This window comes from Streptomyces sp. NBC_00354 (assembly GCF_036106915.1).
Lineage (GTDB): Bacteria > Actinomycetota > Actinomycetes > Streptomycetales > Streptomycetaceae > Streptomyces.
The window spans coordinates 6,200,858-6,227,355 of sequence record NZ_CP107983.1 but is presented as its reverse complement, the minus strand read 5'-3'; the positions used below and the strand labels follow the sequence as shown (position 1 = coordinate 6,227,355).

24 protein-coding genes are annotated in these 26,498 nt (G+C 73.8%); 9 read left to right on the top strand and 15 right to left on the bottom strand.

The window, feature by feature from the left end:
• Positions 1–11 precede the first annotated feature (11 nt).
• Complete coding sequence (locus tag OHT74_RS28565; protein WP_328621788.1) at positions 12–833, bottom strand: class I SAM-dependent methyltransferase; 822 nt, start codon at positions 831–833, stop codon at positions 12–14.
• Positions 834–914: 81 nt separating this feature from the next.
• Between OHT74_RS28565 and OHT74_RS28560 the strand changes: the two genes are divergently transcribed.
• Both OHT74_RS28560 and OHT74_RS28555 read left to right on the top strand, forming a co-directional pair.
• Positions 915–1,841 (top strand): pseudouridine-5'-phosphate glycosidase, encoded by a 927-nt coding sequence (locus OHT74_RS28560; RefSeq protein ID WP_328621787.1) that lies wholly within the window; start codon positions 915–917, stop codon positions 1,839–1,841.
• Positions 1,838–2,746 carry a carbohydrate kinase family protein gene (locus tag OHT74_RS28555; RefSeq protein WP_266668122.1) on the top strand — a complete coding sequence of 303 codons (909 nt, stop codon included), beginning with the start codon at positions 1,838–1,840 and terminating at the stop codon, positions 2,744–2,746. The genes OHT74_RS28560 and OHT74_RS28555 overlap by 4 nt, the downstream gene beginning before the upstream one ends.
• A gap of 55 nt (positions 2,747–2,801) precedes the next feature.
• On the opposite strand, the gene OHT74_RS28550 is transcribed toward OHT74_RS28555, so the two are convergent.
• The 3 genes from OHT74_RS28550 to OHT74_RS28540 all read right to left on the bottom strand — a co-directional run bounded on the left by OHT74_RS28550 (position 2,802) and on the right by OHT74_RS28540 (position 4,691).
• On the bottom strand, positions 2,802–3,452 hold the full coding sequence (locus OHT74_RS28550) for a hypothetical protein (RefSeq protein WP_266668120.1): 651 nt from the start codon (positions 3,450–3,452) through the stop codon (positions 2,802–2,804).
• Positions 3,453–3,620: 168 nt separating this feature from the next.
• The gene (locus tag OHT74_RS28545; protein ID WP_266993893.1) at positions 3,621–4,274 is read right to left on the bottom strand and encodes a uridine kinase; all 654 of its coding nucleotides are present in this window, start codon (positions 4,272–4,274) and stop codon (positions 3,621–3,623) included.
• Between the two features lie 45 nt (positions 4,275–4,319).
• Entirely contained in the window at positions 4,320–4,691 is a 372-nt protein-coding gene (locus OHT74_RS28540) for a cupin domain-containing protein (RefSeq protein WP_328621786.1), read from the bottom strand.
• Between the two features lie 152 nt (positions 4,692–4,843).
• Between OHT74_RS28540 and OHT74_RS28535 the strand changes: the two genes are divergently transcribed.
• Positions 4,844–5,554, top strand: a complete 711-nt coding sequence (locus OHT74_RS28535) for a DUF2293 domain-containing protein (protein ID WP_328621785.1) — start codon at positions 4,844–4,846, stop codon at positions 5,552–5,554.
• Between the two features lie 10 nt (positions 5,555–5,564).
• Here OHT74_RS28535 and OHT74_RS28530 read toward each other — a convergent pair whose 3' ends face one another.
• On the bottom strand, positions 5,565–6,230 hold the full coding sequence (locus OHT74_RS28530; RefSeq protein ID WP_328621784.1) for a chaplin: 666 nt from the start codon (positions 6,228–6,230) through the stop codon (positions 5,565–5,567).
• Positions 6,231–6,392: 162 nt separating this feature from the next.
• Here OHT74_RS28530 and OHT74_RS28525 point away from each other — a divergent pair, with 162 nt between their 5' ends.
• On the top strand, positions 6,393–6,941 hold the full coding sequence (locus tag OHT74_RS28525; RefSeq protein WP_328621783.1) for a hypothetical protein: 549 nt from the start codon (positions 6,393–6,395) through the stop codon (positions 6,939–6,941).
• Here OHT74_RS28525 and OHT74_RS28520 read toward each other — a convergent pair.
• Together OHT74_RS28520 and OHT74_RS28515 are read right to left on the bottom strand one after the other, a co-directional pair.
• Positions 6,922–8,127 (bottom strand): SWIM zinc finger family protein, encoded by a 1,206-nt coding sequence (locus OHT74_RS28520; RefSeq protein ID WP_328621782.1) that lies wholly within the window; start codon positions 8,125–8,127, stop codon positions 6,922–6,924. The genes OHT74_RS28525 and OHT74_RS28520 overlap by 20 nt on opposite strands.
• Positions 8,124–11,012, bottom strand: coding sequence for an SNF2-related protein (locus tag OHT74_RS28515; RefSeq protein ID WP_443047585.1), 2,889 nt, complete (start codon positions 11,010–11,012; stop codon positions 8,124–8,126). Before OHT74_RS28515 ends, OHT74_RS28520 begins: the two co-directional genes overlap by 4 nt.
• Before the next feature lie 250 nt (positions 11,013–11,262).
• Between OHT74_RS28515 and OHT74_RS28510 the strand changes: the two genes are divergently transcribed.
• Together OHT74_RS28510 and OHT74_RS28505 are read left to right on the top strand one after the other, a co-directional pair.
• The gene (locus tag OHT74_RS28510; protein ID WP_328621780.1) at positions 11,263–11,820 is read left to right on the top strand and encodes a hypothetical protein; all 558 of its coding nucleotides are present in this window, start codon (positions 11,263–11,265) and stop codon (positions 11,818–11,820) included.
• Positions 11,821–11,859: 39 nt separating this feature from the next.
• Positions 11,860–12,120 carry a DUF6343 family protein gene (locus OHT74_RS28505; RefSeq protein WP_266668104.1) on the top strand — a complete coding sequence of 87 codons (261 nt, stop codon included), beginning with the start codon at positions 11,860–11,862 and terminating at the stop codon, positions 12,118–12,120.
• A gap of 29 nt (positions 12,121–12,149) precedes the next feature.
• Here OHT74_RS28505 and OHT74_RS28500 read toward each other — a convergent pair whose 3' ends face one another.
• From OHT74_RS28500 to rpsA, 4 genes are all read right to left on the bottom strand, one after another.
• Positions 12,150–12,557 carry a tetratricopeptide repeat protein gene (locus tag OHT74_RS28500; protein WP_328621779.1) on the bottom strand — a complete coding sequence of 136 codons (408 nt, stop codon included), beginning with the start codon at positions 12,555–12,557 and terminating at the stop codon, positions 12,150–12,152.
• 61 nt (positions 12,558–12,618) lie between these two features.
• Positions 12,619–13,233 (bottom strand): dephospho-CoA kinase, encoded by a 615-nt coding sequence (gene coaE / locus OHT74_RS28495; RefSeq protein ID WP_328621778.1) that lies wholly within the window; start codon positions 13,231–13,233, stop codon positions 12,619–12,621.
• 151 nt (positions 13,234–13,384) lie between these two features.
• The gene (locus OHT74_RS28490; protein ID WP_030292149.1) at positions 13,385–14,323 is read right to left on the bottom strand and encodes a PAC2 family protein; all 939 of its coding nucleotides are present in this window, start codon (positions 14,321–14,323) and stop codon (positions 13,385–13,387) included.
• 187 nt (positions 14,324–14,510) lie between these two features.
• On the bottom strand, positions 14,511–16,019 hold the full coding sequence (gene rpsA, locus OHT74_RS28485; RefSeq protein WP_266668098.1) for a 30S ribosomal protein S1: 1,509 nt from the start codon (positions 16,017–16,019) through the stop codon (positions 14,511–14,513).
• Positions 16,020–16,377: 358 nt separating this feature from the next.
• Here rpsA and OHT74_RS28480 point away from each other — a divergent pair, with 358 nt between their 5' ends.
• Both OHT74_RS28480 and hrpB read left to right on the top strand, forming a co-directional pair.
• The gene (locus OHT74_RS28480; RefSeq protein WP_328621777.1) at positions 16,378–17,268 is read left to right on the top strand and encodes a class I SAM-dependent methyltransferase; all 891 of its coding nucleotides are present in this window, start codon (positions 16,378–16,380) and stop codon (positions 17,266–17,268) included.
• A complete protein-coding gene (gene hrpB, locus OHT74_RS28475) occupies positions 17,265–19,805 on the top strand; it encodes an ATP-dependent helicase HrpB (RefSeq protein ID WP_328621776.1) in 2,541 nt (846 codons plus the stop codon). The genes OHT74_RS28480 and hrpB overlap by 4 nt, the downstream gene beginning before the upstream one ends.
• On the opposite strand, the gene OHT74_RS28470 is transcribed toward hrpB, so the two are convergent.
• From OHT74_RS28470 to OHT74_RS28460, 3 genes are all read right to left on the bottom strand, one after another.
• On the bottom strand, positions 19,789–20,796 hold the full coding sequence (locus OHT74_RS28470; protein WP_266668092.1) for a DUF3068 domain-containing protein: 1,008 nt from the start codon (positions 20,794–20,796) through the stop codon (positions 19,789–19,791). The genes hrpB and OHT74_RS28470 overlap by 17 nt on opposite strands.
• Positions 20,797–20,810: 14 nt before the next feature.
• The gene (locus OHT74_RS28465) at positions 20,811–20,951 is read right to left on the bottom strand and encodes an SPW_0924 family protein (RefSeq protein ID WP_107093454.1); all 141 of its coding nucleotides are present in this window, start codon (positions 20,949–20,951) and stop codon (positions 20,811–20,813) included.
• A gap of 363 nt (positions 20,952–21,314) precedes the next feature.
• Complete coding sequence (locus tag OHT74_RS28460) at positions 21,315–22,625, bottom strand: lytic transglycosylase domain-containing protein (protein WP_328621775.1); 1,311 nt, start codon at positions 22,623–22,625, stop codon at positions 21,315–21,317.
• Positions 22,626–22,813: 188 nt separating this feature from the next.
• Between OHT74_RS28460 and OHT74_RS28455 the strand changes: the two genes are divergently transcribed.
• Positions 22,814–23,692: a DUF4184 family protein gene (locus tag OHT74_RS28455; protein ID WP_328621774.1), complete on the top strand. Its 879-nt coding sequence runs from the start codon at positions 22,814–22,816 to the stop codon at positions 23,690–23,692.
• A gap of 62 nt (positions 23,693–23,754) precedes the next feature.
• Here OHT74_RS28455 and polA read toward each other — a convergent pair whose 3' ends face one another.
• Complete coding sequence (gene polA / locus OHT74_RS28450; protein ID WP_266668088.1) at positions 23,755–26,475, bottom strand: DNA polymerase I; 2,721 nt, start codon at positions 26,473–26,475, stop codon at positions 23,755–23,757.
• Positions 26,476–26,498: the final 23 nt, after the last annotated feature.

The window sequence follows — 26,498 nt, the reverse complement described above, 5'->3', positions numbered from 1 at the left end:
CGCCGGACAGGTCAACCTGTCCAGCCGGTCCTCGGCCCTGACCCGGCCGCCGGCTTGCGGGCGGCCAGCAGTGGCTGGTGGAATCCGGTGGCCTGCGCCGGGTGCCACACCGTCTCGGCGAAGCCGGCCCGCCGTGCGTAGCCCGCCGTCTCCTCCTCGGGCAGCGCCCAGTACGTGGCCCTGGTCGTCCGGGTGGTCCACGTCTCGCGGCCCCCGGGCGCGTCGGACGGCAGCAGCTGGAACATCTCCAGGTCGTACCGCTCCCCGTCCTCGTGCCACTCCCACAGCTGGAAGCTGATGGTCCGCCCGTCCGGGCCCGTCCGTACGTGCGGGGCGTCGCTCTGCGGCCGGGTGCGGCGCAGTTCGCCGTACGGGCGGGTCGAGAGCAGCAGCAGGCCGCCCGGGCGCAGTACCCGCAGGGTTTCGGCCAGGGCGGTGCACACGTCCTCGGCCGTCAGGAGGTGCGGCAGGGCGTTGTCCGCGCACACGACCGCGTCGAAGGAGCCGTCCCGGAAGGGCAGGGCCCGCATGTCCGCGGCCGCTGTCGGCAGGGCGAGCCCGCGCGCGGCCGCCTCACGGGAGGCCCGGGCCGCCGAGGGCGGGCTCAGGTCGGTCCCCGTGACACGGTGGCCCGAAGCGGCCAGTCCGAGCGCCTGGGTGCCGATCCCGCAGGCGTTGTCGAGGACGCGGTGCGGACCGGGGCCCAGGGACGCGGTGAGCAGGCCGTTCAGGGCCCGGCCCTGGCGGGCGATGCCCGCGTCCCAATCCGCGTACAGGAGGTGGTACCGGTCGGCGAGTTCGTCGTAGAAGACGCGCGTGTCCGGGGAGTTCACGGGGGAACGCTACTCGGACAGGTTCACCAACGGCGGGCGGAGTGGCGTTTGGGGGCCGGGATCCCGTGCCATGGATGGGACATGCACACATCACCCGAGGTCCCCGTCCTGTCCGAAGAGGTCCGCGAGGCGCTCGACCGGGGCCGTCCCGTCGTGGCTCTGGAGTCGACGATCATCGCGCACGGCCTGCCCCGCCCCCGCAATCTCGCCGTGGGCGCCGAACTGGAGGCGCTGGTGCGCGCCGAAGGGGCGGTTCCGGCCACGATCGCGGTCGTCGACGGGGTCGCGTACGCGGGCCTCGACAAGGCGCAGTTGGAGCGGATCGCCGGCGGTGAGGGCGTACGCAAGCTCGGCCACCGGGATCTGGCCCCCGCGCTCGCGGCCGGCGCGACGGGCGCGACGACGGTGTCCGCGACGGCGTTCCTGGCCGCGCGGGCCGGGCTGCGGGTCTTCGCCACGGGCGGGCTGGGCGGCGTACACCGGGAGTACGCGCAGACCCAGGACGAGTCGGCGGATCTGCAGTTGCTGGCGCGGACGCGGATCACGGTGGTGTGCGCGGGGGTGAAGTCGATCCTGGACGTGCCGGCCACGCTGCAGCGGTTGGAGACGCTCGGGGTGGGGGTACTGGGGTACGGGACGGAACGTTTCCCCGGCTTCTACCTGGCCAGTTCCGGCGAGCCGGTGGACTGGACCGTCCACCGGCCGGAGGAGGTGGCGGCGGTGATGGCCGCTCAGGACGCCCTCGGCGGACCGGAGTCGGCACTGCTGGTGGCGAATCCGGTGGGGGAGGCGGACCAGTTGGATCCGGATCTGCACGACCGGGTGCTGGCCGAGGCCCTCGAGGAGTGCCACGAGCGGGGGATCACGGGGCAGGCGGTGACCCCGTTCCTGCTGGGGTTCCTGGTACGGGCCACGGGCGGGGCCTCGCTGGAGGCCAACCTGGCGGCGGTACGGGGCAACGTGGCGCTCGGGGCCAGGATCGCGGGGGCCTGGGCGGCGCGCGCGTGACCGCGCCCGGGGCGCTGCTGGTCATCGGAGACGTGGTGACGGACGTCGTGGCCGTACATCCGGAGCCACTGACTCCGGCCACGGACACGGCCGCGCGGATCCGGACCCTGCCGGGCGGCGCCGGGGCCAATGCGGCCTGCTGGGCGGCCCGCGCGGGGGTGGCGGAGGTACGCCTGCTCGCGCGGGTCGGCACCGAATCCGCCCGGTGGCACGAGCAGTCTCTGCGGGACTGCGGGGTGCGGCCGCGGCTGGTGATCGATCCGGCCGAGCCGACCGGGACGGTGGTGGCGCTGGTCGGCAAGGACGCGGAGCGGACCTTCCTCACCGACAGCGGCGCGGCGCTTCGGCTGTCCCCCGAGGACTGGGCGCCGGCCCTGCTGGACGGGGCGGCCCATCTGCACCTGTCCGGCTACCTCTTCTTCGCCGACAGCAGCCGCGAACTGGCCCTCGTCGCGCTGCGGGCGGCCCGGGCCCGCGGCGTGCCGGTGAGCGTGGACCCGGCCTCGGCGGGATTCCTGGTCGCGCTGGGTCCGGAGCGCTTCCTCGATGCCGTGGCGGGGATCGGCGTACTGCTGCCCAACGAGGACGAGGCGCGGCTGCTGGCCGGGCTGCCCGGGGCGGCGGGGGCGGCAGGGGCCGCCCGAGCGGCGGCGGAGCTGAGCCGGCGGGTGCCACTGGTGGTGGTCACCCGGGGCGCAGCGGGGGCGCTGGTGGCGGAGGCGGGCCGGGTGACCGCGGAGGTGTCGGCGGAGTCGGCCGAGGCGGTGGACTCGACGGGGGCCGGGGACGCGTTCACCGGCGGGTTCCTGGCGGCCCGGCTCGCGGGCGCGGAGCCGGCGGACGCGGCCCGGGCCGGGTGCCGCGCGGCCGCGCAGGCGGTGACCCGGCTGGGCGGGCGTCCGTAACGGCGGGAGCCGCACGGCGCACGCCGGCCCCGGGCGGTCACGCCGGTCCGGGCGGCTAGGAGGTGTACTCCTCCTGGCCGAGGGTGTCGATCACGCCGGCCTTGTTCACGTTGTAGTGGAACACCAGGCCCTTGTTCGGGTGGGTCTCCAGCCACGAGGTGAGCTCGTGCGTGCTGATCGGCGTGCTCACGGTGGTGGGGAGGATCGGGGTGAAGGCGCTGATCTTCGCGTCCTCGGCGATCGGGATGAAGGTTTCCTCGCCGACCGTCACGAACGGGGTGGCACCGCCCGCGACGGCGCAGCCCCAGTTGCCGTGCTTGACGATCAGGCTGGTGGAGCCGCCCTCGGGGGTATAACGGTAGACGGCGATCTCGTCGGGCGAGATGGGCGCCTTGGGGACGCAGGTGGGCCCGGGAGCGGGCGGCTTCGGCTTGGCCGGAGTGGTGGCGGTCGGGGCCGGCTTCTTCGACGACGCCGCTGCGGACGGCGTCGCTCCGCCTGCCGGGGCGGCGGAGGTGGCCGGGATGGCCGACGGGCTCACCGGGCTCGCGCCGGGGGTCGTACCGGCGGCTCCCGCTCCCGCGTCACTGCCGTCGTCGCCGTTGCAGGCCGTGAGGGCCAGGGCTCCGCACAGCACCAGCGCGGCGCAGGCGGCCTGCCGCCGCAGCCGTCTCGGACCCCGAATCGCCGTACCACGTCCGCCCATTGCCGTCTCCCTCTGCCAAGGCGCCACCAGGTGGCCGCCGTCGAAGCGTGGCGTCAACGTAGCGCCGTGGTTCCGGCCGCGGCGATGGCCGGAACCCGTTCGTCGCAGGGCCGCGATGGCGCTGTTGCGGATCCCGGACGTCCGTGACGGTACGGGCGGGCGCGGAGGTCAGCCGGTGGGGCCCGTGAGGCCGGTCCAGGCGGGGTGGCGGGGGTCGTCGGCCCGGACCACGGCGTCGGCCTGCGCCGCGGGGTCGGTCTCCGCCTCGTAGCGGGCGAAGGCGGGCAGGGTCCAGCGCGCGGACTCCTCGGTCCGGCGGGCCAGCGCCCCCGGGGAGAGCCGGATGTGCACGCCGAGGTCGAAGGGGAACCAGTGGCCCAGCAGCAGGGGGCCGTGCACGATCACCACGCCGCCCGGCGGGAGCTCGGTGTACGGGCTGCGGGTCGCCCGGTCGGTCGCCGGGTCCCAGAGGTCGGGCAGCACTCGGCCGGTGCCGCCCGGGTCGGTCGGGCCGAACACCTCGCGCCAGAGGGCGGCGGTGTCGTACCAGCCGCCGAGGTAGGAGTCCACGTCCTCGCGGCCGAACTCGAAGCGGAGCGAGGCCGGCCGCAGGAAGCCCTCGGCCGGGACCACCAGGACCGGGCGGCTGCGCAGGCGCAGCGCGTCGGCGAGATGGCCGGCGAGCACGCCGGTACCGGCGGCGGGCGCACCGTCGATGCCCACCCGCTGCCAAGTCGCCTGCCCGGGGGACGCCTTGTGTTCGTCGAGATGACCGGCGAGCCGCTCGGCCATCCGCTGCCATGTGATCGCTTCCAGCTGCACGGGCCCATTGTCAGTGGTGGACCGTAGCGTTTTCACGAGGGAGGTTCACGCGAAGTCCCCCGAGCAGGAGCACGGTGTTGCGCCGCGCGGGGCGGCAGCAGGTATGGAGAAGGCCTCGCCCTCGGCCAGCGTGGACGTCACGTACAGCACGACGGGTGCGGTGCCGAGGTTGCGGCCGAGGTGGAGGTGCTCGACGCCGGGCGGCTCGACGAAGCTGGCCCCCGGCAGGTGTACGACGACCGAGTTGTCGTGCAGGATCCGGGTCAGCGTCCCGGACTTGACCAGCGCGATCAGCGGAACGCGGTGGAAGTGCCAGCCGGTGCAGCCGCCGGGCTCTATGACGACCTCCCGGCCCGCGAGGTCCTCCGCCCCGGCCGTGTCCCGCGTACGCCGCGCCGTTGCCTGCCAGCCAGCCATGTGTGTGCCCCTCCCCCATGGGCATCACGGCTCTACCGCAGCCCCAACGCCCCACGGTAGAGGGACATCCGGACATCCGGGAAAGTCGGCGAAAGCTCAGCCATCATTTTTGGCAAGGTGATAAGCGGACCGGACAGCGGTATCACTTCGTCATGAGCCTCGTGGTGTTCGAGTCGCTGAAGCAGATCAACTGTGCGCAGTGCCGCCAGGGGCCGCTCCGCCACCTCGTCCGCGAGGCCGGTGTGCCCCGCTGCCTGGACTGCGCCGACCTCGGACACCTCGTCTACCTGCCGCGCGGGGATGCCGCACTCACCCGGCGGGCCCGTGAGGCCAGTTCACTCTCCGCCGTCGTCGTCCGCTTCAACAAGCGGCGCCGCCGCTACGAGCGCCAGGGGCTCCTGGTCGAGGACCCCGCCCTGGCCCGCGCGGAGCCCGCCTGCCTCGCGGACGCCGAGGCGCGGGCCCGCCGCCGGGAGCGCGACCGGCTGCGCCGCGCGGTCGGGGACATCCGGTTCACGGCTGCCTTCGCCGCGGAGATCCGGCGGCTGTTCCCGGGCTGCCCCGCCGAGCGGGCGGCGGCGATCGCCGCCCATGCCTCGCTGCGCGGCAGCGGCCGGGTGGGCCGTACGGCGGCCGGCCGGGCCCTCGACGCACAGGCGGTGTCGGTGGCGGTCCGGGCGGCGGTGCGGCACACCGACACCGAGTACGACGCCCTGCTGATGGCGGGCGTCCCGCGGTTCGCGGCCCGGGCCCGGCTGGCGGCGCGGATCGACGCGATCCTGGACGGCTGGCGCACACCCGCGCCATCCCCTCCCCCGCTCCCGCCCCCGCCCCCGCCGCACGCTTCGGGCCCCGAGCCGTAAGCCCTGCGGCCTACTGGAGGCGGAAGCGGCGGTAGAGCAGGACCCCGCCCAGCAGCAGCGCCCCGCCGCCGGGCAGCAGGTAGCCGGCGCCGTCGGCCCCGGTGTGGGCGAGCGCCGGGCCGTGCTGCGGCGGCGCGGGCGGGGTGACGGGCCGCTCGACGACGGGCCGCTCGACGACGGGCGGCTGCTGCGGCGGCTTCCCGCCGCTGGGCTCCTCGCCGTTGACGGAGGTGTTGCCGGTGGAACTGTTGCCGACCCCGACGACGCTGACCGCGTTCCCGCTGATGTTGAGCGGGACGTCGACGGGAAGCTGGATCCCGTTGCCGGACAGCAGCCCCGGCGAATCCTTTCCGCTCCCTTCGGCGCTGGCTCCCCCGCCCTTTCCGGTCCCGCTCCCGTTCCCGGTCCCGGGTTTCGAGGGATGCGAGGACACGGACCCTGGGTGGCCGTCGCCACCGCCCCCGGCCTCGTTGGCACAGCGGTTGCCCGCGGCCGAGTTGAGCACGCCGACCACGCTCACGGTGTTCCCGCACACGTTCACCGGGGTGTGCACCGGCAGCTGCACAAGATTCCCGGACAGCAGCCCCGGCGAACGCTCGGCCTTCCCGGCCGCGTCCGCATCGGCGTAGGCGAACCCGCTGACACCCGCGACCGCCAGTCCACCTCCCGCAACCACCGCCGCGATCAAGCCATTCCGACGACTGTGACGCATGAGTTCCCTGCCTTCCGGAGGAGTTCACGGGCGCTGCACCCGCACCGGAAACAACGCGGTAAACCCGTTCGGGTTATAGAACCGATAGGCATTTCACCCCATCGTGTACTGGGTAATGCCTACTTCATGACTGAACCCCCGCTCCTGCTCCTCGACGTGGACGGCCCCCTCAACCCCTTCCGGTCCCGCCTCGCCGCACTGCGCGGATACACCAGTCACCGGATGCGTCCGACCGGCTGGATGTCCCACCGGGACCCGGAATCGCGCAGCGCCCGGCGCGGGCTGCGGGTCCGCCTGCACCCGTCGCACGGCGGCCGTCTGCTGGCCCTGCCCTACGAACTCACCTGGGCCACCGCCTGGATGCACGAGGCCAACACGATGATCGCCCCGCACATCGGACTACCCGGTGATCTTCCTGTCATCGAGTGGCCGGAACTCTTCGCCGACGACCCCGACGGTCTCTTCTGGAAGACCCGCCCGCTCCTCGACTGGGCCGCAGGCCGCCCCTTCGCCTGGGTCGACGACATGATCACCCCCCAGGACCGCGCCTGGATCGCCGCCCACCACCCGTCCCCGGCCCTCCTCCTCACCATCCACGCCCGACACGGCCTGCGCGACCGCGACTTCACCACGTTGACGCGCTGGGCGGCCGAGGTCAGCGGCGCAGGGCGGTGAGGGGGTCCGGGGAGGGGGTGCCCGTGGGCCACCAGTCCTCGGTGTGCGGGCGGGACTCGTAGGCGTACCAGAGGCCGTCGCGGCCCAGGCGGAGCTGGCAGGTGGGCGCGGTGAGGCGGTTGCGGTCGGGGCGGAAGGCGCCCTGGGAGGCGGCCAGGAGGGCCGGGCGGGCGCGGTCGAAGGGGCCCGCCGGGGGGTCCCAGGGCTCCTCGAGGGCGGCGAGCGCGGGCAGGCCGCCCTGGCGCCAGGCCGCGGCGGCACGGGCCAGGTCGGTAGTGGTGCGGCCGGTGGCGCGGGCCAGGTCCCGGTAGAGGGTGCGGGCGGCGCCGGTGAGGCCGGCCGTGTGGTGCGCGGAGGCCAGACGGACGGCGTCCTGCCAGAGGGTGAGGCCGGCGATCGGGTCCTCGGCGGTGGTGAGCAGCGCGAGGGCGCGGGTGGCGGCGTCCGTGGCGAGCTGGTCCAGGGCCAGCGGGTCGGGGGCCGCCGGGTCGGCCGGGTAGGCGGGCGGGAGGCCCACGGCGGCGGGCGCGGCCATCGGGGCCGGCAGCGGCGGCAGGCTGGTGCGGGCCAGCGCGGCGCGGGCCGGGACACCGGGGAAGTCCGGGGCGGCGTCGGGCTGTTCGCGGGCGGCGTGGGCGGCATTGCGGCGGGTCAGCTCGTCGAGGAGCTCCCGCTCGCCCCGGCCGCGCAGGAGCAGCAGGACGAACGGGTCCTCGTCGAGGAGGCGGGCCGCCCGGTAGCAGAGGGCCGCGGCGTGCTTGCACGGCGGGCGGGCGGTGTCCGGGCAGGAGCAGCGCGGGACGAGCTCGCCCGCGCCGGGCAGGACCGCGCCCGCCAGCGACTGCGGAACCTCCCGCTCCAGCAGGCTCGCCAGGGCCGTGGGGTCCGCGGCCACCGCCTCCAGGAGTTCGCTCCACTCGGCGTCCGGGAAGGGGCTCAGGGCCAGTTCCGTACGGTACGGGCGGGCCCGGCTGCCCCGTACGTACGCCACGATCCGGCCCGGGGTGACCGTGACCGCGTCGACGTGGCCCTCGGCGGCGTACGTGCGGCCCCGGGCCAGGCGGGCCGGGTCGCGGGACACCTCCTCGAGCGCCGACACCCAGGCCCGGCCCCACCAGCTGGCGGCCTCCACCCCGGCGGGCACGGTCTCGAAGGTGCGGCGGCGGTCGTCCCGCGCGGTGATCATGCGGGCCTCCGCAGGGAGACGAGGTCGGCCAGCTCGCGGTCGGTCAGCTCGGTCAGCGCCGACTCCCCCGAGCCGAGCACGGCATCGGCCAGGGCCCGCTTCGCCTCCAGCATCTCGGCGATCCGGTCCTCCACGGTGCCCTCGGCGATGATCCGGTGGACCTGGACGGGCTGCGTCTGGCCGATCCGGTAGGCGCGGTCGGTGGCCTGCTCCTCCACCGCCGGGTTCCACCAGCGGTCGAAGTGGATGACATGACCGGCCCGCGTGAGGTTGAGCCCCGTGCCCGCCGCCTTCAAGGAGAGCAGGAAGACCGGGACTTCACCGGACTGGAAGCGGTCCACGAGCTCCTCGCGGCGCGCCACCGGGGTCCCGCCGTGCAGGAGCTGGTGGGAGATCCCGCGGGCGGCCAGGTGCCGCTCGATGATCCGGGCCATCGTCACGTACTGGGTGAAGACCAGCACCGAGCCGTCCTCCGCGAGGATCGTGTCCAGCAGCTCGTCCAGCAGGGCCAGCTTGCCCGAGCGGTGCGGGATCCGGGGCTGCTCCTCCTTCAGGTACTGCGCGGGGTGGTTGCAGATCTGCTTGAGCGAGGCCAGCAGCTTCATGATCATGCCGCGCCGTTCCATGCCCTCGCTCGCCTCGATCACGGCCATCGCCTCGTCCACTGCGGCCTGGTAGAGCGAGGCCTGCTCACGGGTGAGGGAGACCGGATGGTCTGTTTCCGTCTTCGGCGGCAGCTCGGGGGCGATCCCCGGGTCGGACTTCTTGCGCCGCAGCAGGAACGGCCGTACGAGCGCGGCCAGCCGGGCCACCGCCGCCTCGTTGCCCCCGTCCTCCTCCTGCTGGTGCTCCACCGGGCGGGCATGCCGGGCCCGGAACGCCGTCAGCGGGCCCAGCAGCCCCGGCGTGGTCCAGTCGAGCAGCGCCCACAGCTCGGAGAGGTTGTTCTCCACCGGGGTGCCGGTCAGCGCCACCCGGGCCGGCGCCGGAATCGTGCGCAGCGCCTTCGCCGTCGCCGAATGCGGGTTCTTCACGTGCTGCGCCTCGTCGGCGACGACCATGCCCCAGGGCTGCCCGGCCAGCCGGGCCGCGCTCGCGCGCATCGTCCCGTACGTGGTCAGCACGAATCCCCCGGCCAGCCCGTCGAGGCTGCGGCTGCCGCCGTGGAAGCGGCGCACCGCGACACCGGGCGCGAACTTCTCGATCTCCCGCTGCCAGTTGCCCAGCAGCGACGCGGGGCAGATGACGAGCGTCGGCTCGGGGCGGTCCCGGTGCAGGTGCAGCGCGATCAGGGTGACGGTCTTGCCCAGGCCCATGTCGTCGGCGAGGCAGCCGCCGAGGCCGAGCGAGGTCATCAGGTCCAGCCAGGCCAGGCCGCGGGCCTGGTAGTCGCGCAGGGTGGCCTTCAGCCCGACGGGCTGCGGCAGCGGGGCGAGCTCGCCGGTCAGCCGCTCCCGCAGGGCGGCCAGCGCACCCACCGGAACCGCCGTCACCGGCTCCCCGTCCACCTCGGCCGTCCCGGTCAGTACGGTGGCCAGCGCATCCACCGGGTCCAGCAGCCCCAGCTCCCGCTTGCGCGCCTTGCGCACCAGCTCGGGATCGACCCGTACCCACTGGTCGCGCAGCCGGACCACGGGCCGGTGGGCCTGCGCCAGCGCGTCCATCTCCCCCGGGGTGAGCCGGTCGCCGCCCAGCGCGAGCTCCCAGGAGAAGGCGAACAGGTGCTGGGCGTCGAAGAACGCCGTGCCCTCGGTGGCGGAGCCGGGCGCGGTCGACCGTACGACCGCGGTCGCGGACAGCGTACGAGCCAGCTCCCGCGGCCAGTGGACCAGGACCCCGGCGGCCGCGAGCCGGTTCGCGGCCCGGCCCAGCAGGTCTTCGAGCTCCGGGTCGGAGAGGGCCAGGACATCGGGCACCGGCTGGTCCAGCAGCCGCAGCAGCGGCGGCCAGACCCGGGCGGCCCGGCGCAGCGCCAGTACGGCGTCGATCCGGGCGCGCGGCCCGAACCCGGCGGCGGCCGCACCGGCCCACAGCAGCCCGGCGTCGGTGACGAGGGTGGGGTCGGCGAGGCTGTGGACCTGGACGACGGCGGCGCCCGCGCGGCGGATGTCCGCCGCGTCCGCCCCGTCCGCCTCGTCCGCTCCGTCGAAGAGGCGGAAGGAGGACAGGTCCAGGCGCAGCGAGATCCCCACCCCGGCATCGGCGCCGGCCGCGACCTGCGCGGCCCACTCCTGTATCCCGGGCACCCGCTGCGGCTCCTGCGCGGCGAAGGGCCGCCCGGCGGCCACCGGCGCCGCCGGGGTACGGGGCAGGCCGTCGGCGACGGCATCCAGGAACGCCCGGACCAGGGCCTCCGGTTCGGGCAGCTGGAGCGGGCGGCGGCCGGGCAGGGGGGTGGCGTACCCCTCATACGGAAGGGCGGCGGCCACCGCTCGGAGGTGACTCACGTCCTCGGCATCGAGCGGGCCGGCCCGCCAGGCGTCGACCCCGTCGGGGGTGACCCCGGGGAGCAGCCGGCCGCGGGCGACGAGCGCGAGGGCGTGCAGCGCGGCGGTGCCCCAGGCGCGGGTGGCGGGGTGCGTGACGGCGCTGCGCGGGGCGCGGGCGAGCAGGGGCAGGGCGTCGGTGACGGAGAGGCTGAGGGAGGGGACGGTACGGGTACGGATCCCCTGGCCGTGGGGGCGTACGACCGTGAGCGGGGCCGGTGTCCCGGCGCTGTCCGGGAGCGCGTCCCCGTCGGGGGACCAGAAGGCGATGCGGGCCTCGCGGGGGACGGGGGCGGGGAGGAAGACGGCGGGGTGGCGGAGGAGGGGGGTGAGGGGGTGCGGCTGCTGCCGTTGCGGCTGCGGTGTCACGGTGTTGCCTCCCCTCACCCTCGATGCCATCAGGCCAGACGGATCCCGTCTGCCTCGAGTCTAGGCGCGGCCACTGACAATGCCGCTGAGCTGGGCAGATGCCGGCTCCGAGGCCGCTGCGCGGGCCTTCTCCCCGCCCCGCCCTCCTCCCTCCCCCAGACTCCGTCCGGGGGGACCCCCCAGTGGCCGGCGGGGCCGGGGTGGGCCGTGTGGGCTGATGGGGGTGATCCGGGGAAGAGATGGCACACGGCCTTGCACACGAAACTGGGGAGAACCGGCCATGCTCCAAGGCTTCGCCGCTGCCATCGCGCTCGTGCTCACCGCGCCCGGGTTCCTCGGCGCCGCCGATCTGCCGCCGGATGCCGGCTCGCCCTGGCATGCCGGCAAGGTCACCAAGGGGCTGCCCGAGGCGGCGCCCTTCTGCCTGGACGGGGTGCTTCCGGCCACCGGCACCTGGCATCGGCGCTTCGGGAACGACCTCGACGCCGGAGCCGTGCAGATCTCCGTACGGGCCTCCTCCGACTCCGCGGCCGCCCGGCTGACCCGCAGCCTGGAGCGGCAGGTCGCCGCCTGCGCCGCCGACTGGCTGCGGGAGCACCCGGACGGGAAGGCGGCCTCGAAGGACTACGGAACGCTCCCCGTCGAGGAGGGCGCCCACGTCTACGGGGTGCACACCTCGATCCCGGAGTCCGAGCCCGGCGTGCACCTCTTCGGGATCGGACGTGACGGCTCCACCGTGACCGTCGTCCAGTGGGGTCGGATGGGCGACCTGAGCGACGCCCCCGTCGCCGCCTTCAAGACGACGACCACGACAGCCGTGAACCGCCTCGACCCCTGACCGCCCCGCTGGTGGGACCATGGACCTGAGGCGATGGTCATGCGTTCCGGAAACGAGCCGATGACCGCCCGCAGTCCGCTGCGGCTGCGGTTCTGGCTCAGCCTGTGGGGGCTGATCTGGGCCGTCGCCGGGACGGCCGCGTTCTCGCTGGTCGGCCGTCCCGGGTGGGCGGCCGCCTGTGGTGTGCTCGCGGTGCTCGCCGCCGTGGACCTGGCCGTGGTCCTCCACCACATCCATCAGGGCCCGCACTACCAGCCCGGCCCGGAGATCCCCCCGTACGAGCCTCCCCGCAGCCGGTGATACCGGGCCAAGCGCTTCCCCGAGGCCGCTCAGTCCTCGAAGTGGGCCGCTGCCAGGTAGTCCGGCCGGGGGTCCAGGGCGGCCGCCAGGCGGAAGTGCTTGCGGGCCTGTTCGGGCCGCCCGGAGCGCTCGTGCGTGCGGGCCAGCGCGAAGTGCGCGAAGGCGTTGTCCGGCTCCCGTTCCAGCACCAGCTCGAACTCCAGCGTCGCCGGACGCAGTTGGGCGGCGGCGAAGAAGGCGCGGGCGCGCAGCAGCCGGGCCGCCGTGTTCTCCGGGTGGGCGGCGATGACCGAGTCGAGCAGCTTCACCGCGCCGCGCGGGTCCCGCGCGGCCAGCAGGTGCTCGGCGGCCCGGTAGTCGATGACATGCGTCTCGGGGGACGAGCCGGACGGCGGAGGCGGCTGCGACGGTATGGGCTGCGGCGTGGTGTCGGACACGATCTGTTCCTTCCCTCTGCAGGCGCGTTCAACGCGCCGCGCCCGCTATTCCATGTGCACGTCAGGCACCAGCCGTACCTGCCGCCGCCCGCTCCTTGAGTTCCGCCCACACCTTGCGCACCTGCGGCTCCAGTGCCTCCAGCGGCCCGTCGTTGTCGATCACGAGCGTGGCCACCGCCAGCCGCTGCTCCCGCGTGGCCTGCGCGGCCATCCGGGCCCGCGCCTCCTCCTCGGCCATCCCGCGCAGCGCGGTCAGCCGGGCCAGCTGCGTCCCGGCAGCGGCGTCCACCACGACCACCAGGTCGTACAGCGGCGCCAGGCCGTTCTCCGCGAGCAGCGGTACGTCGTGCACGACGATCGCGTCGGACCCTGCGGCGGCCTCCAGCTCGGCCGACCGGGCCCCGACCAGCGGGTGCACGATCGCGTTGAGGGTCTGCAGCTTCGCCGGGTCGGCGAACACGATCGACCCCAGCTTCGGCCGGTCCAGTGCCCCCCCGGGGGTCAGCACGGACTCCCCGAAGGCCGCCACGACCGCCGCCAGCCCGGGGGTACCGGGCTCCACGACCTCCCGCGCGATGCGGTCGGCGTCCACGACGACCGCCCCGTACCCCGCCAGCAGCCGCGAGACCTCGCTCTTGCCGGCACCGATTCCGCCTGTCAGGCCAACCTTCAACATGCCCAGCAGACTAGACCCCGCACCCCGGCCCCCGTACAGCCCCCCGGCCCGGCCGAAGCGCGCCGGCCGAAGCGCCCCGGCCGAAGCAGCCCCGGCCCAAGCCCGCCGGCCGAAGCGGACCCGGCCGGCGCGCCCCGCCGAACCGAACCCCTCAGCCCTCGCCCTCGCGCTCCGCCAGGAACCGCTCGAACTCGCGGCCGATCTCGTCCGCCGACGGGATCTCCTGCGGCTCGGCGATCATGTTGCCCCGCGTCTCGGCGCCGGCCGCCGCGTCGTACTGGTGCTCCAGCCCCTGGACCAGGGCGACCAGCTCCTCGTCGCCCTCGCGGATCTGCCGGTCGATCTCCGTCTGCGTGCGGTGCGCCTCGGTGCGCAGCGCGTGCGCCACGGCCGGCAGGACCAGCCCGGTCGCGGCCGTGATCGCCTCCAGCACCGTCAGCGCGGCGTCCGGGTACGGGGAGCGCGCGATGTAGTGCGGTACGTGCGCGGCGACGCCCAGCACGTCGTGCCCGGCCTGGCCGAGCCGGAACTCCACCAGGGACTCCGCACTGCCCGGCACCTGAGCCTCGTCGAACGGGCTGCGGTGTCCCGGCATGAGGTCGGTCCGGTTGCCGTGCGGGGTGATCCCGACGGGCCGGGTGTGCGGGACGCCCATCGGGATGCCGTGGAAGTTGACCGAGAGCCGGACCCCGAGGCGTTCGACGATCTGCCGGACGGCGACGGCGAAGCGCTCCCACTCCACGTCCGGCTCGGGGCCGGAGAGCAGCAGGAACGGCGCGCCGGTGGCGTCCTGGACGAGGCGCACCTCGAGCCGGGGCTCCTCGAACTCGGTCCAGTGGTCGCGCTGGAACGTCAGCAGCGGGCGCCGGGCGCGGTAGTCGACCAGGCGGTCCGCGTCGAACCGGGCCACCACCTGGTGGGGCAGGGTGTCGAGCAGCCGCTCGACGATCTGCTCCCCCGCCTCGCCCGCATCGATGTACCCCTCGAAGTGGTACAGCATGACCAGCCCGGCCGAGTCCTGGGCAAGCGCCAGGTCCGCCACTGCCAGGCCCTTGGCATCCCATTCGTACAAACCCTGTGGATCAAGCACCGCCACCACTCCTCCTCGCCGCCTTCTCAGCGAAGAACGTCCAAGGCGGCTGCTCCATTCCCCAGTTGGCCCCTTTCACAGGAACGCAACAAGGCCCGCCCCCCGGAGGGGACGGGCCTTGCTCTTCAGCTCTGCTCAGCTCGGCTCACACCGGAGTGTGATCCATTGCTGCGCTGCTGCGCTGCGATCAGCTCTGGCCGCCGGCCAGCTTCTCGCGGAGCGCGGCCAGGGCCTCGTCGGAGGCCAGGGCGCCCGAGGTCTCGTCCGACTCCGAGGAGTACGAACCACCCGAGATGCCCGCACCGGCGTTGCCACTGGCGGCCGGGGCGGCAGCACCCTCGGCGGCAGCGGCCTCGTCGGCCTCGCGGCTCTTGATGACCTGAGCCTGGTGCTGCTCGAAGCGGACCTGCGCCTCGGCGTACTGGCGCTCCCACGTCTCGCGCTGGGTGTCGAAGCCCTCGAGCCAGTCGTTGGTCTCGGGGTCGAAGCCCTCGGGGTAGATGTAGTTGCCCTGGTCGTCGTAGGACGCGGCCATGCCGTACAGGGTCGGGTCGAACTCGACCGACGCCGGGTCGGCACCGAAGGACTCGTTGGCCTGCTTCAGCGACAGCGAGATCCGGCGACGCTCGAGGTCGATGTCGATGACCTTGACGAAGATCTCGTCGTTGACCTGGACGACCTGCTCCGGGATCTCCACGTGGCGCTCGGCCAGCTCGGAGATGTGGACCAGACCCTCGATGCCCTCGTCCACGCGGACGAACGCACCGAACGGAACCAGCTTGGTGACCTTACCCGGGACGACCTGACCGATCTGGTGGGTCCGGGCGAACTGCTGCCACGGGTCCTCCTGCGTCGCCTTCAGCGACAGGGAGACACGCTCGCGGTCCATGTCGACGTCGAGGACCTCGACGGTGACTTCCTGGCCGACCTCGACAACCTCGGACGGGTGGTCGATGTGCTTCCAGGACAGCTCGGAGACGTGGACTAGACCGTCGACGCCACCCAGGTCCACGAAGGCACCGAAGTTGACGATCGAGGAAACGACGCCGGAGCGGACCTGACCCTTCTGCAGGGTGGTGAGGAACGTCTGGCGGACCTCGGACTGGGTCTGCTCCAGCCAGGCGCGGCGGGACAGGACCACGTTGTTGCGGTTCTTGTCCAGCTCGATGATCTTCGCCTCGAGCTCCTTGCCCACGTAGGGCTGGAGGTCGCGGACACGACGCATCTCGACGAGAGAGGCCGGCAGGAAGCCGCGGAGGCCGATGTCGAGGATGAGACCACCCTTGACGACCTCGATGACGGTACCGGTGACGATGCCGTCTTCTTCCTTGATCTTCTCGATCGTGCCCCAGGCGCGCTCGTACTGGGCGCGCTTCTTGGACAGGATCAGACGGCCTTCCTTGTCCTCCTTCTGGAGAACCAGGGCCTCGATCTCGTCGCCAACCTTGACGACCTCGTTCGGGTCGACATCGTGCTTGATCGAGAGCTCACGGCTCGGGATCACGCCTTCGGTCTTGTAACCGATGTCGAGCAGGACCTCGTCCCGGTCGACCTTCACGATGACGCCGTCGACGATGTCGCCGTCGTTGAAGTACTTGATCGTCTCGTCGATCGCGGCGAGGAATGCTTCCTCGTCACCGATGTCGTTGACCGCAACCTGCGGGGTGGTGGCGGTGGTCTCGGTGCTGCTCGTCATGTGGGTAAGGGCTCCGGTTACGGACAGAAAGTCGTAGGTACTGCTACGCCGGGAGCCCTTATCGGCATCTGCCGAAGAAGCCGGACAGCCAAGGAAGCCCATGCTCCGCCGTGAAGCGGACCGGGCCTCGAGAACCGAGGGGTCATCAACAGATACAAGCGCAGCCTGCTAGGTCTGAGGAGCACAGGCTCGCAGCGCAACTTGTAGCATACGGGGGCAGCCGGACAGGGTCAATGCGCGAAGGCGCACACTCCGGGCGGATCACCGCATAACCGGCACAATTCGTGGGCGGGCGAGCGCCGATGGCGCTTCCCCACCTCGTTTCGAACTCTTTCCGCAGACTACGACGACAGGCCCCATGAACCAAGAGGACTACGCCCCCGAAGAAGCGTACGAAGCCGATGGCGGCGCCGACGACGACGCCGAGGCCACGCGGCGTGACGCCGGCGATGCGGAGAGCAGCCGGGCGAGCCGCGGCTGGTGGGACCGCAACGCCGACGAGTACCAGAACGAGCACGGAGCGTTCCTCGGCGACGACCGCTTCGTCTGGGGGCCGGAGGGCCTGGACGAGGCGGAGGCCGCGCTGCTCGGCCCGGCGGAGTCCCTCAAGGACAAGGACGTCCTGGAGATCGGCGCCGGCGCCGCCCAGTGCTCGCGCTGGCTGGCTTCCCGGGGCGCCCGCCCGGTGGCCCTGGACCTCTCCCACCGCCAGCTCCAGCACGCCCTGCGCATCGGCGATGACGTACCCCTCGTGGAGGCGGACGCCGGCCGGCTGCCCTTCCGCGATGGCTCCTTCGACCTGGCCTGCTCCGCGTACGGAGCCGTCCCCTTCGTCGCCGACCCCGTCAACGTCATGCGCGAGGTGCACCGCGTCCTGCGCCCCGGCGGCCGCTGGGTCTTCTCCGTCACCCACCCGATCCGCTGGGCGTTCCCCGACGAGCCCGGCCCGGAGGGGCTCTCCGTCGCCGCCTCCTACTTCGACCGGACCCCGTACGTGGAGCAGGACGAGGAGGGCCGCGCCGTATATGTGGAGCACCACCGCACCCTCGGCGACCGGGTCCGCGACGTGGTGGCGGGCGGGTTCCGCCTGGTGGACCTGGTGGAGCCGGAGTGGCCCGCCTGGAACACGCAGGAGTGGGGCGGCTGGTCCCCGCTGCGCGGCAACCTGATCCCCGGCACCGCGATCTTCGTCTGCGAACGAAGCGAGATGGGCGCCCCGGGCCGAAGGCTCGGGGAGCGACTGACGTGATCCGTACCGCCGACCTCGACGCCCTTCCCGTACGGGAGGCCGTGCCCGCACTGGTCTCCGCGCTGGACGCCCACGGCACGGCGGTGCTCTGCGCCCCGCCCGGCACCGGCAAGACCACGCTGGTGCCGCTGGTCCTGGCCGGGCTGGTCGGCGGCGGGCCCCGGCGCCGGGTCGTCGTGGCCGAGCCCCGGCGGATCGCCGCCCGGGCGGCGGCGCGCCGGATGGCCTGGCTGCTGGGCGAGGCGGTCGGCGGCCCGGTGGGCTTCACGGTGCGCGGCGAGCGGGTCGCGGGGCCGGGGACGGTGGTCGAGGTCGTGACCACCGGGGTGCTGCTCCAGCGGCTGCAGCGCGACCAGGAGCTGTCCGGCGTGGACCTGGTGATGCTGGACGAGTGCCACGAGCGGCACCTCGACGCCGACACGGTCGCCGCGTTCCTCCTGGACGTACGGGAAAACCTGCGCCCGGAGCTGCGGCTCGTGGCGGCTTCGGCGACGACCGACGCGGCCGGCTGGGCCCGCGTACTCGGTCGTGGCCGTCCCGGCGGCGCGCCGGTGGTGGAGGCCGCGGGGGTCTCGTACCCGGTGGAGACGGTCTGGGCGCCGCCGCCGCGGCCGGTGCGGCCCCCGCACGGGATGCGGGTGGACCCGGCGCAGCTGACGCACGTGGCCTCGGTGGTGCGGCGGGCGCTCGCGGAGCGCAGCGGCGACGTGCTGTGCTTCCTGCCCGGCGTCGGCGAGATCGCCCGGGTCGCGGGGCAGCTGGGCGGGGTCGACGCGGAGGTCCTCCAGATACACGGCCGCGCCCCGGCGGCGGTCCAGGACGCGGCGCTCTGCGTCGCACAGCACCGCAGGGTGATCCTTTCCACCGCCGTCGCGGAGTCGAGCCTGACCGTGCCGGGCGTACGGGTGGTCGTGGACTCGGGGCTGGCCCGCGAGCCCCGGGTGGACCATGCCCGGGGTCTGGGCGCGCTGGCGACCGTACGGGCGTCCCGCGCGGCCGGACGCCAGCGGGCGGGCCGGGCGGGGCGCGAGGCGCCGGGGGCGGTGTACCGCTGCTGGACGGAGGCGGAGGACGGCCGCCTGCCGGGGTTCCCCTCTCCCGAGATCCGGATGGCGGACCTGGCGCAGTTCGCGCTGCAGGCCGCGTGCTGGGGCGACGCGGACGCGACGGGCCTGGCGCTGCTGGACCCGCCGCCGACCGGGGCGATGGCCGCGGCGCGGGAGGTGCTGGTGGCGGTGGGCGCGGTGTCCCCGGCGGGCCTGGTCACCCCGCGCGGGCAGCGGATGGCCCGCCTCGGCCTGCACCCGCGCCTGGCCCGGGCCCTGCTGGACGGCTCCGCCGCGCTGGGGGCCCGCCGGGCGGCGGAGCTGGTCGCCCTGCTGAGCGAGGAGCCGCCGCGGGAGTACGGGGACGACCTGGCCGCCGCCTGGCGCCGGGCCCGCGCGGGCGGCGACGCGTACGCCGCGCGCTGGCGGGCGGAGGCCCGCCGCCTGGAGCGCGCCGCCGCCTCCGGGAACCCTGCGGGGCCCTCCCCCACCGACGACGCCGCCGCCGGGCTCGTCGCGGCCCTGGCATTCCCCGAACGCGTCGCGAAGGCCAAGGGCCGGGCGGCCTTCCTCATGGCCAACGGCACCGGAGCCGAACTCCCCGACGGATCACCGCTGCGCAGCGCGCCCTGGCTGGCCGTCGCAGTCGCCGACAGGCCCCCGCACTCCGCCTCCGCCCGCATCCGCCTCGCCGCGGCCCTCGACGAGGACACCGCCCGGGCCGCGGCCGACCACCTGCTGCAAGCGGGCGAGGAGGTGCACTGGGAGGACGGCGACCTCGTCGCCCGCTCCGTGGAACGGCTCGGCGCCATCGAGCTGGCCGCACGGCCGCTGCGGAACCCCGACCCGGACCTCGTGCGCGAGGCCCTCCTCGACGGCCTGCGCAGCGAAGGGCTCGGCCTGCTGCGCTGGTCCGCGGACGCGCACGCCCTCCGGGCCCGGCTCGGCTTCCTGCACCGCACCCTCGGCGGCGGCTGGCCCGACGTCCAGGACGACGGCGCCCTGCTGGACCGCGCCGACGACTGGCTCGAGCCCGAGCTGTCCCGGGCCCGGCGCCGCGCCGACCTCGGGCGGATCGACGCCGGGCAGGCCCTGAACCGGCTGCTGCCCTGGGCCACCGGCGAGGCCGCCCGCCTCGACGAGCTGGCCCCGGAGCGGATCGAGGTGCCCAGCGGCTCCCGGATCCGGGTGGACTACTCCGCCGACCAGGAACAGGGGCACGGCCGGCCCGTCCTCGCCGTGAAGCTGCAGGAGCTGTTCGGGCTGGCCGAGACCCCGAAGGTGGCCGGGGTGCCCGTGCTGGTCCACCTGCTGTCCCCGGCCGGGCGGCCCGCCGCCGTGACCGCCGACCTGGCCTCGTTCTGGCAGGGCGGCTACCGCGCCGTACGCGCCGAGCTCCGCGGCCGCTACCCCAAGCACCCCTGGCCGGAGGACCCGGCCACCGCCCAGCCGACCCGGCACACCAACGCCCGGCTCAAGCGACAGCAGTGAGCCTCGTGGTGAGCCCCTCCCCGTCCCCGTCCTCCGGCTCGGCGCGGCGGCCGCGGGCCTCCAGCCACAGCGCCAGCCCGAGCAGTACGAGGGCGCCGGCCGCCAGGCCGATCGGAGCGTACGTGTGCAGCGCGAGGACCTTCGTACGGTTGGACTTGACCAGGTCGACGGTGTAGTCGGCGTAGTCCTCGCGCATCTTGACGTCTCCGGCGAAGACGGTGAGCCTGCCGTCGGGCGCGCCGGCCGCGATGCCGCCGCGCATCTCCTGCTCGATGATCTGCTCGGCGTTGACGGGAGCCCCGGTGACCGGGTCGACCCAGAACATGGCCTTGACCTTGTACCAGAGGCTGGTGCCGGTGCTCTGCTCGAACGTCGCCGGGTCGATGCCCTCGATCGGCATCTTCTTCGGGAGCGAGACCTTCGTCCACGGGACGGTCTGCTCGTAGTAGTAGACGTCCATCCCGCGGTACGTGCGCGGGCCGACGTAGTGGATGGGCGAGGCGGTACGGGTCTGCGCGTCGAAGTAGAGGTAGTCGCGCGGCTCGGTGAAGAACGGCCACTTGAACTCGATGCCCTCGCGCTTGACCGGGTCCCCGTCCACCGCCTCGCCGGTGGCGTGCACCGGGTCCTGGGTGTGGGCGTCGAAGATGTAGCGCTCGGGGATCTGGGAGACCATCTTCCCGTCCGGGCCCATGATGTACGACAGCGTGTCCCAGACGACGACGTCCTTGCCGGCGCTCGCCTCGATCTCCTTCGACGCCTCGACGTTGCCCTTGAGGGTCTGGACGATGGTGACCTTGTCGACCTTCTTCGGCTGCATGCCGGCGGTGTAGTCGAGGAGGGTCGCGTCCTTCGCCTCCAGGACCATCTCCTGGTACTGGTTCGGCGGGATCTTTGCGAGCCGGGGGTACGCGTACCAGCGCAGCAGCGGTGCGAGGGCTGCGCAGAACACCGCCAGGGCAAGCAGGACGAGGCTCGCTCTGCGTCGCATGGCCGGGCCTCCTCTTACTTTCCGGGCGCGGCGGGCGCGGTGGTGAGCAGCGGCTTGGGCGAGGTCTTGCCTTCCGGCACCCCGAACGCCGTGATGGCGAACACGAGGGCCAGCGCGGCGGCCAGCCCGATGGCGGCGGCGACGAATGCGCGCATGCCGGGCCTCCGGAATCTGATAGGGCGTCAGGAATGAGGCACCGTAGCAATGCGGAGGCGAGATGAGAACCGTCAGAGCCGGGGATCACCGGGAGCACCCTGTGACCTGCGCTCGGCCCCGCGCCGGGCCTTCCGGCCGGCAGCCCCCGCCGGTCACCCGGCCTGGCTGGTGTTGAGGAGGGCGAGGCCGGTGTGGGTGGGCGTGTGGAGGACGGCCTTGCGGTCGCGGATGAGGGTGGTGAGTCCGGCTCGGCGCAGGATGCCGGCGTGTTCGCTGGCGCTGGCGCTGCCCGCCTTCGTTTCGGACCAGCCCGAAACGAGCCGTCCCCCCGGCCGGCCACAGTCCGAGAACGCGGGCTACGCCTACTGCGACGCGCTCGGCGGGGGCCGGTACGCGCTCTGGGTCGAGAGCTGACCCTGAGCACCCGGTAGGGAACCGGACGCCGAGGTCGGCTTCGTGCTCGGAGCCGGCGTCGGCGTGCGCGTGGCCGTCGGGGCCGGCGTGCGCGTGGCGGTCGGACTCGGCGTCGGCGTGGGGGTCGGACTCGGCGTCGATGTCGGGCTCGGCGTCGGAGTCGGCTTCGGGGTGGGCGTCGGAGTCGGCTTCGGAGTGGGCGTGGGGGAGGGTGTCGGCGTCGGGCTCGGGGTGGGGGTCGGGCTCGGGGTCGGCGTGGGGGTCGGGCTCGGCGTCGGCGTGGGGGGCGGCGTCGGGCTCGGGGTGGGGGTCGGGCTCGGCGTCGGCGTGGGGGGCGGCGTCGGGCTCGGCGTCGGGGTCGGCTTCGGCGTCGGGGTGGGGGGCTGGGGGCTGGTGCCGTCCGGGATTTCGTGCGTTCCCTTGAGGTAGTACGTGAACCACGACTTCACCGTGCGGAGGTACTCCGCGGACTGGTTGTACGAGAGCACCGCGCGGTCCAGGTCGGCGGGGAGCCGGAGGTCCCGGGTGCCTGCACAGAGGTAGCGGGCGGCCGCGAGGGACGCGTCGTAGACGTTGTTCGGGTTGCGGCGGCCGTCGCTGTCCGCGTCCTGGCCCCACGCCGCCCACGTGGACGGGATGAACTGCATCGGGCCGACGGCCCGGTCGTACGTGGCGTCCCCGTCGTAGGCCCCGCCGTCCGTGTCGCGGATGTTCGCGAAGCCGTTGCCGTCGAGTACCGGGCCCAGGATCGGCCGCAGTGTGGTGCCGGCGGCGTCCACGCGGCCCCCGCCCGCCTGCCCGGACTCGACCTTGCCGATCGCCGCGAGCAGCTGCCAGCGCAGCCCGCATCCGGGGTCGGTCTCTCCCACCTTCTTCTCCGCCAGCCGGTACGCCGCCAGGACGGTTGCCGGTATCCCCTGCGCGCCCTCCCCGCCGCCCATCGCCACCGGCTCGTTGTGCGCCGGCCCCTCGGCCGCCGCGCCCGGCTCCGCGGCCGGGGCGTCCTGCGGCAGCGGGGCCGCCGACGGCTCGGAGCCGGCCAGGGGCGGGAGTTCGGTGAAGTAGGCGGAGTCCCCGCCAGATCCGGCCGACTGCGACGGCTGCGCGGTCTGCGCACCGTCCTCGCCGGCCGCGGATATCCGCTCGCCGGGCGGGGCTTGGGAGGCCGTCACCGCGGCGACCACGGCCGCACAGGCCAGGGCGGCGGCCCCGCCCCTGCGCAGCCCGCGTCCGAACCCGGCCGTGAACCATTGCGTCAACCGAGTCGTCTTCCGAACCGACATGATCCGGGTCCCCTCCCCCTCGAAGTCGGCGTGACCATACGTCAACTCCCTTCACACTGCACGGATCGCTGCCCGGATTTCACGACTTCCCCACGTCCCGTGCAGCTCACGCATACTGTCCCGACCGTTCGGGACGCATTGGCCCGAAGTAAGGAAGAGATGCAATGCCGTTCACCCTCAGCCACGCGGCCGCCGTGCTGCCGGCCGTCCGCCGGGCCGGGCGCGCCCGTGGGCCGCTGGTCGCTTCAGCGCTCGTCCTGGGATCGTTCGCGCCGGACACGTTCTACTTCGCGGACGCGGTCGTCGGGGGCGTCATGCAGTACGGCGGATTCACCCACTCGCTGCCCGGTGTGTTCACCGCGGACGCGGTGCTGACCGCCGCACTCGCCGCGTTCTGGGTGCTGCTGCGCGAGCCGCTGGTGTCACTCCTGCCGCGGGCCCGGCAGGGCCGGATGCACGCCCTGCTGCGGGGCGAGCCGTGGCGGGGCGGTCGCCGGCCGGGGCGGCTGGCGCTGTGGTTCTACCTGTCGGCGGTCGCCGGATCCCTGACCCACGTGGTGTGGGACAGCTTCACGCACCTGGACCGGTGGGGGACGAACCTTGTGCCCCGGCTCGGTGAGCCGCTCGCGTTCGGGTACCCCCTGTACACGTTCCTCCAGTACGGGACCTCGGCGCTCGCCGCCGTCGCCCTGCTCTGGTTCACGGTGACGGCCGTGCGCCGGCTGCCCGACCGGCCCGCACCCGCGTGCGTCCCGGCCCTCGGCAGGGCCGCGCTGGCCGGCTCGTACGCCCTGATCGCGGCGTGCGTCGCGGCCGGGGTGACGCTGCGGGTGATCCGCTTCTTCACCTTCTACGACCGGATCAAGAGCCCGCTCGACATCATCCCGACCGTCTGCTTCGGCGCGGGTGGCGGCCTCGCCCTGGGCCTGCTGCTGTTCGCGGCGCTGGTCCGGCTGCGCCACCGCGGCCCCGGCCGCCCGCAGCCGCGGTTCGAGCCCGGGCCGGCCGACGCAGAAACGCGGACGCCCGTCCCCGCTGGGTAGCGGGGACGGGCGTCACGGGGCGCTGCCGCCGTGGCCGGAGCCGGACCGGGCCGGCTCCGGCATCAGTGCGCCGCGGACTCCCAGTCGGCGCCGACGCCGACGGACACGTCCAGCGGGGCGCGGAGCTCGACGGCGGCGGCCATTTCGCGGCGCACCAGCTCCTCGACTGATCTCCGCTCGCCGGGGGCGATCTCCAGCACGATTTCGTCGTGGACCTGGAGCAGCATCCGCGACTTCAGGCCCGCCTCGGTGATCGCCCGGTCCACACGCAGCATGGCGACCTTGACGATGTCGGCGGCGGTGCCCTGGATCGGGGCGTTCAGCGCCATCCGCTCGGCGGCCTCACGGCGCATCCGGTTGTCGCTGTTGAGGTCGGGCAGATACCGGCGGCGTCCGAAGACCGTCGCCGTGTACCCGGTGGCCCGGGCCTCCTCGACCACGCGGCCCAGGTAGTCCCGGACCCCGCCGAACCGCTCGAAGAAGGTCTCCATCAGGCCGCGCGCCTCGGCGGGCTCGATGTTCAGCTGCTGCGAGAGCCCGAAGGCGGACAGCCCGTACGCGAGCCCGTACGACATGGCCTTGATCTTGCGGCGCATCTCGGCGTCGACCTCGGAGCGCTCCACGCCGAACACCTGGGAGGCGACGGTGGTGTGCAGGTCCTCACCGGACAGGAACGCCTCGATCAGGCCCTCGTCCTCGGAGAGGTGGGCCATGACGCGCAGCTCGATCTGGCTGTAGTCGGCCGTCATGAGGGATTCGAAGCCCTCGCCGACCACGAAGCCGCGGCGGATGGCGCGGCCCTCGTCGGTGCGCACCGGCACGTTCTGCAGGTTGGGGTCGGTCGAGGACAGGCGTCCGGTCGCGGCGACGGTCTGGCTGAAGCTGGTGTGCACCCGGCCGTCGGCGGCGATCGTCTTGACGAGGCCCTCGACGGTGACGCGCAGCTTGGCCTGCTCCCGGTGGCGGAGCATGATCACCGGCAGTTCGTGGTCGGTCTGCGTGGCCAGCCAGGCCAGCGCGTCCGCGTCCGTGGTGTAGCCGGTCTTGGTCTTCTTCGTCTTGGGCAGGTCCAGCTCGCCGAAGAAGACCTCCTGGAGCTGCTTGGGCGAGCCGAGGTTGAACTCGTGCCCGACCGCCGCGTGCGCCTCCTTCACCGCCTGCTGCACGGCTCCGGCGAACTGCAGCTCCATGGCCTCCAGGTGGTCGCGGTCGGCGGCGATGCCGGACCGTTCCATCCGGGCCAGCAGCTCGGAGGTGGGCAGCTCCATGTCGTGGAGCAGCTCGGCCGCGCCGACCTCGGCGAGCTTGCCGGTGAACGCGTCGCCGAGGTCGAGGACGGCGCGGGCCTGCGCCATCAGGGCCTCCGCCTCGGCGGTTTCGTCGGCGCCGAAGGCCAGCTGGCCGTCGGCCGCGGCGGGCTGGAGCTCGCGGTGCAGGTATTCGTTGGACAGCACGTCCAGGGCGAAGGAGCGGCGGCCCGGCTTGACCAGGTACGCGGCGAGCGCGGTGTCCATGGTGACGCCGGCCAGGCTCCAGCCGTGCTCGGGGAAGACCCGCATCAGGCCCTTCGCGTTGTGCACCACCTTGGGGCGCGCCGGGTCGGCGGCCCAGGCCGCGAAGGCCCGGTCGTCGGCCTCGTCCAGCGAGGACGGCTCGAACCAGGCGGCGGCCCCGCCGGCCGCGGCCAGCGCGATCTCGCTCACATTGCCCTGGCCCAGCGCCCAGCTGTCCACGGTGGAGACACCGAGCGGCCCGCCCGCGTGGCTCGCCAGCCACGGCGCCAGCTCGCCCGCGCCCAGCACGCTCGCATCCAGCTCCACGCCGGCGGCCGGAGCCGGGGCCTCCTCCTCGGCCGCGCCCGGGTCCACCGCGAGCAGCCGCTCGCGCAGCGAGGCATTGCGGATCTCCAGCACGTCCAGCACGCCGGTGACGGCGGAGCGGTCGTACGGGAGGCGCGCCAGGTCGCCCGCGGCCTTGGGCAGCTCGACGTCCTTGACCATCTCGGTCAGGACCCGGTTCAGCTTCACGGCCTCCAGGTGGTCCCGGAAGTTCTGCCCGGCCTTGCCCTTGACCTCCTCGGCGCGCTCCACGAGCTCCGCGAACGACCCGAACTGGGTGATCCACTTCGCGGCGGTCTTCTCGCCGACGCCCGGGATGCCGGGCAGGTTGTCGGACGGGTCGCCGCGCAGCGCCGCGAAGTCCGGGTACTGCTGCGGGGTGAGCCCGTACTTCTCCTCGACCTTCTCCGGGGTGAACCGGGTCAGCTCGGAGACGCCCTTGGTCGGGTACAGCACGGTGGTGTGCTCGGAGACGAGCTGGAAGGAGTCCCGGTCGCCGGTGACGATCAGCACCTCGAAGCCCAGGGCCTCCGCCTGCGTCGCCAGCGTGGCGATCACGTCGTCGGCCTCGAAGCCGTCGACCGCGAAGCGCGGCACCTTCATCGCGTCCAGGAGCTCGCCGATCAGCTCGACCTGCCCCTTGAACTCGTCGGGGGTCTTGGAGCGGTTCGCCTTGTACTCGGGGAACTCCGTCGAGCGCCACGTCTTGCGCGAGACGTCGAACGCCACCGCGAAGTGCGTGGGAGCCTCGTCGCGCAGCGTGTTGGCCAGCATCGACGCGAAGCCGTAGATGGCGTTCGTCGGCTGGCCGGTCGCGGTCGTGAAGTTCTCCGCGGGCAGCGCGAAGAACGCCCGGTACGCCAGGGAGTGCCCGTCCATGAGCATCAGGCGGGGGCGGTCCGCTGCGGTCGTCTGGTCGGTCTTCTTCGATGCGTTCTCTGCCACACCCCCGATCCTAGGCGGCCCCG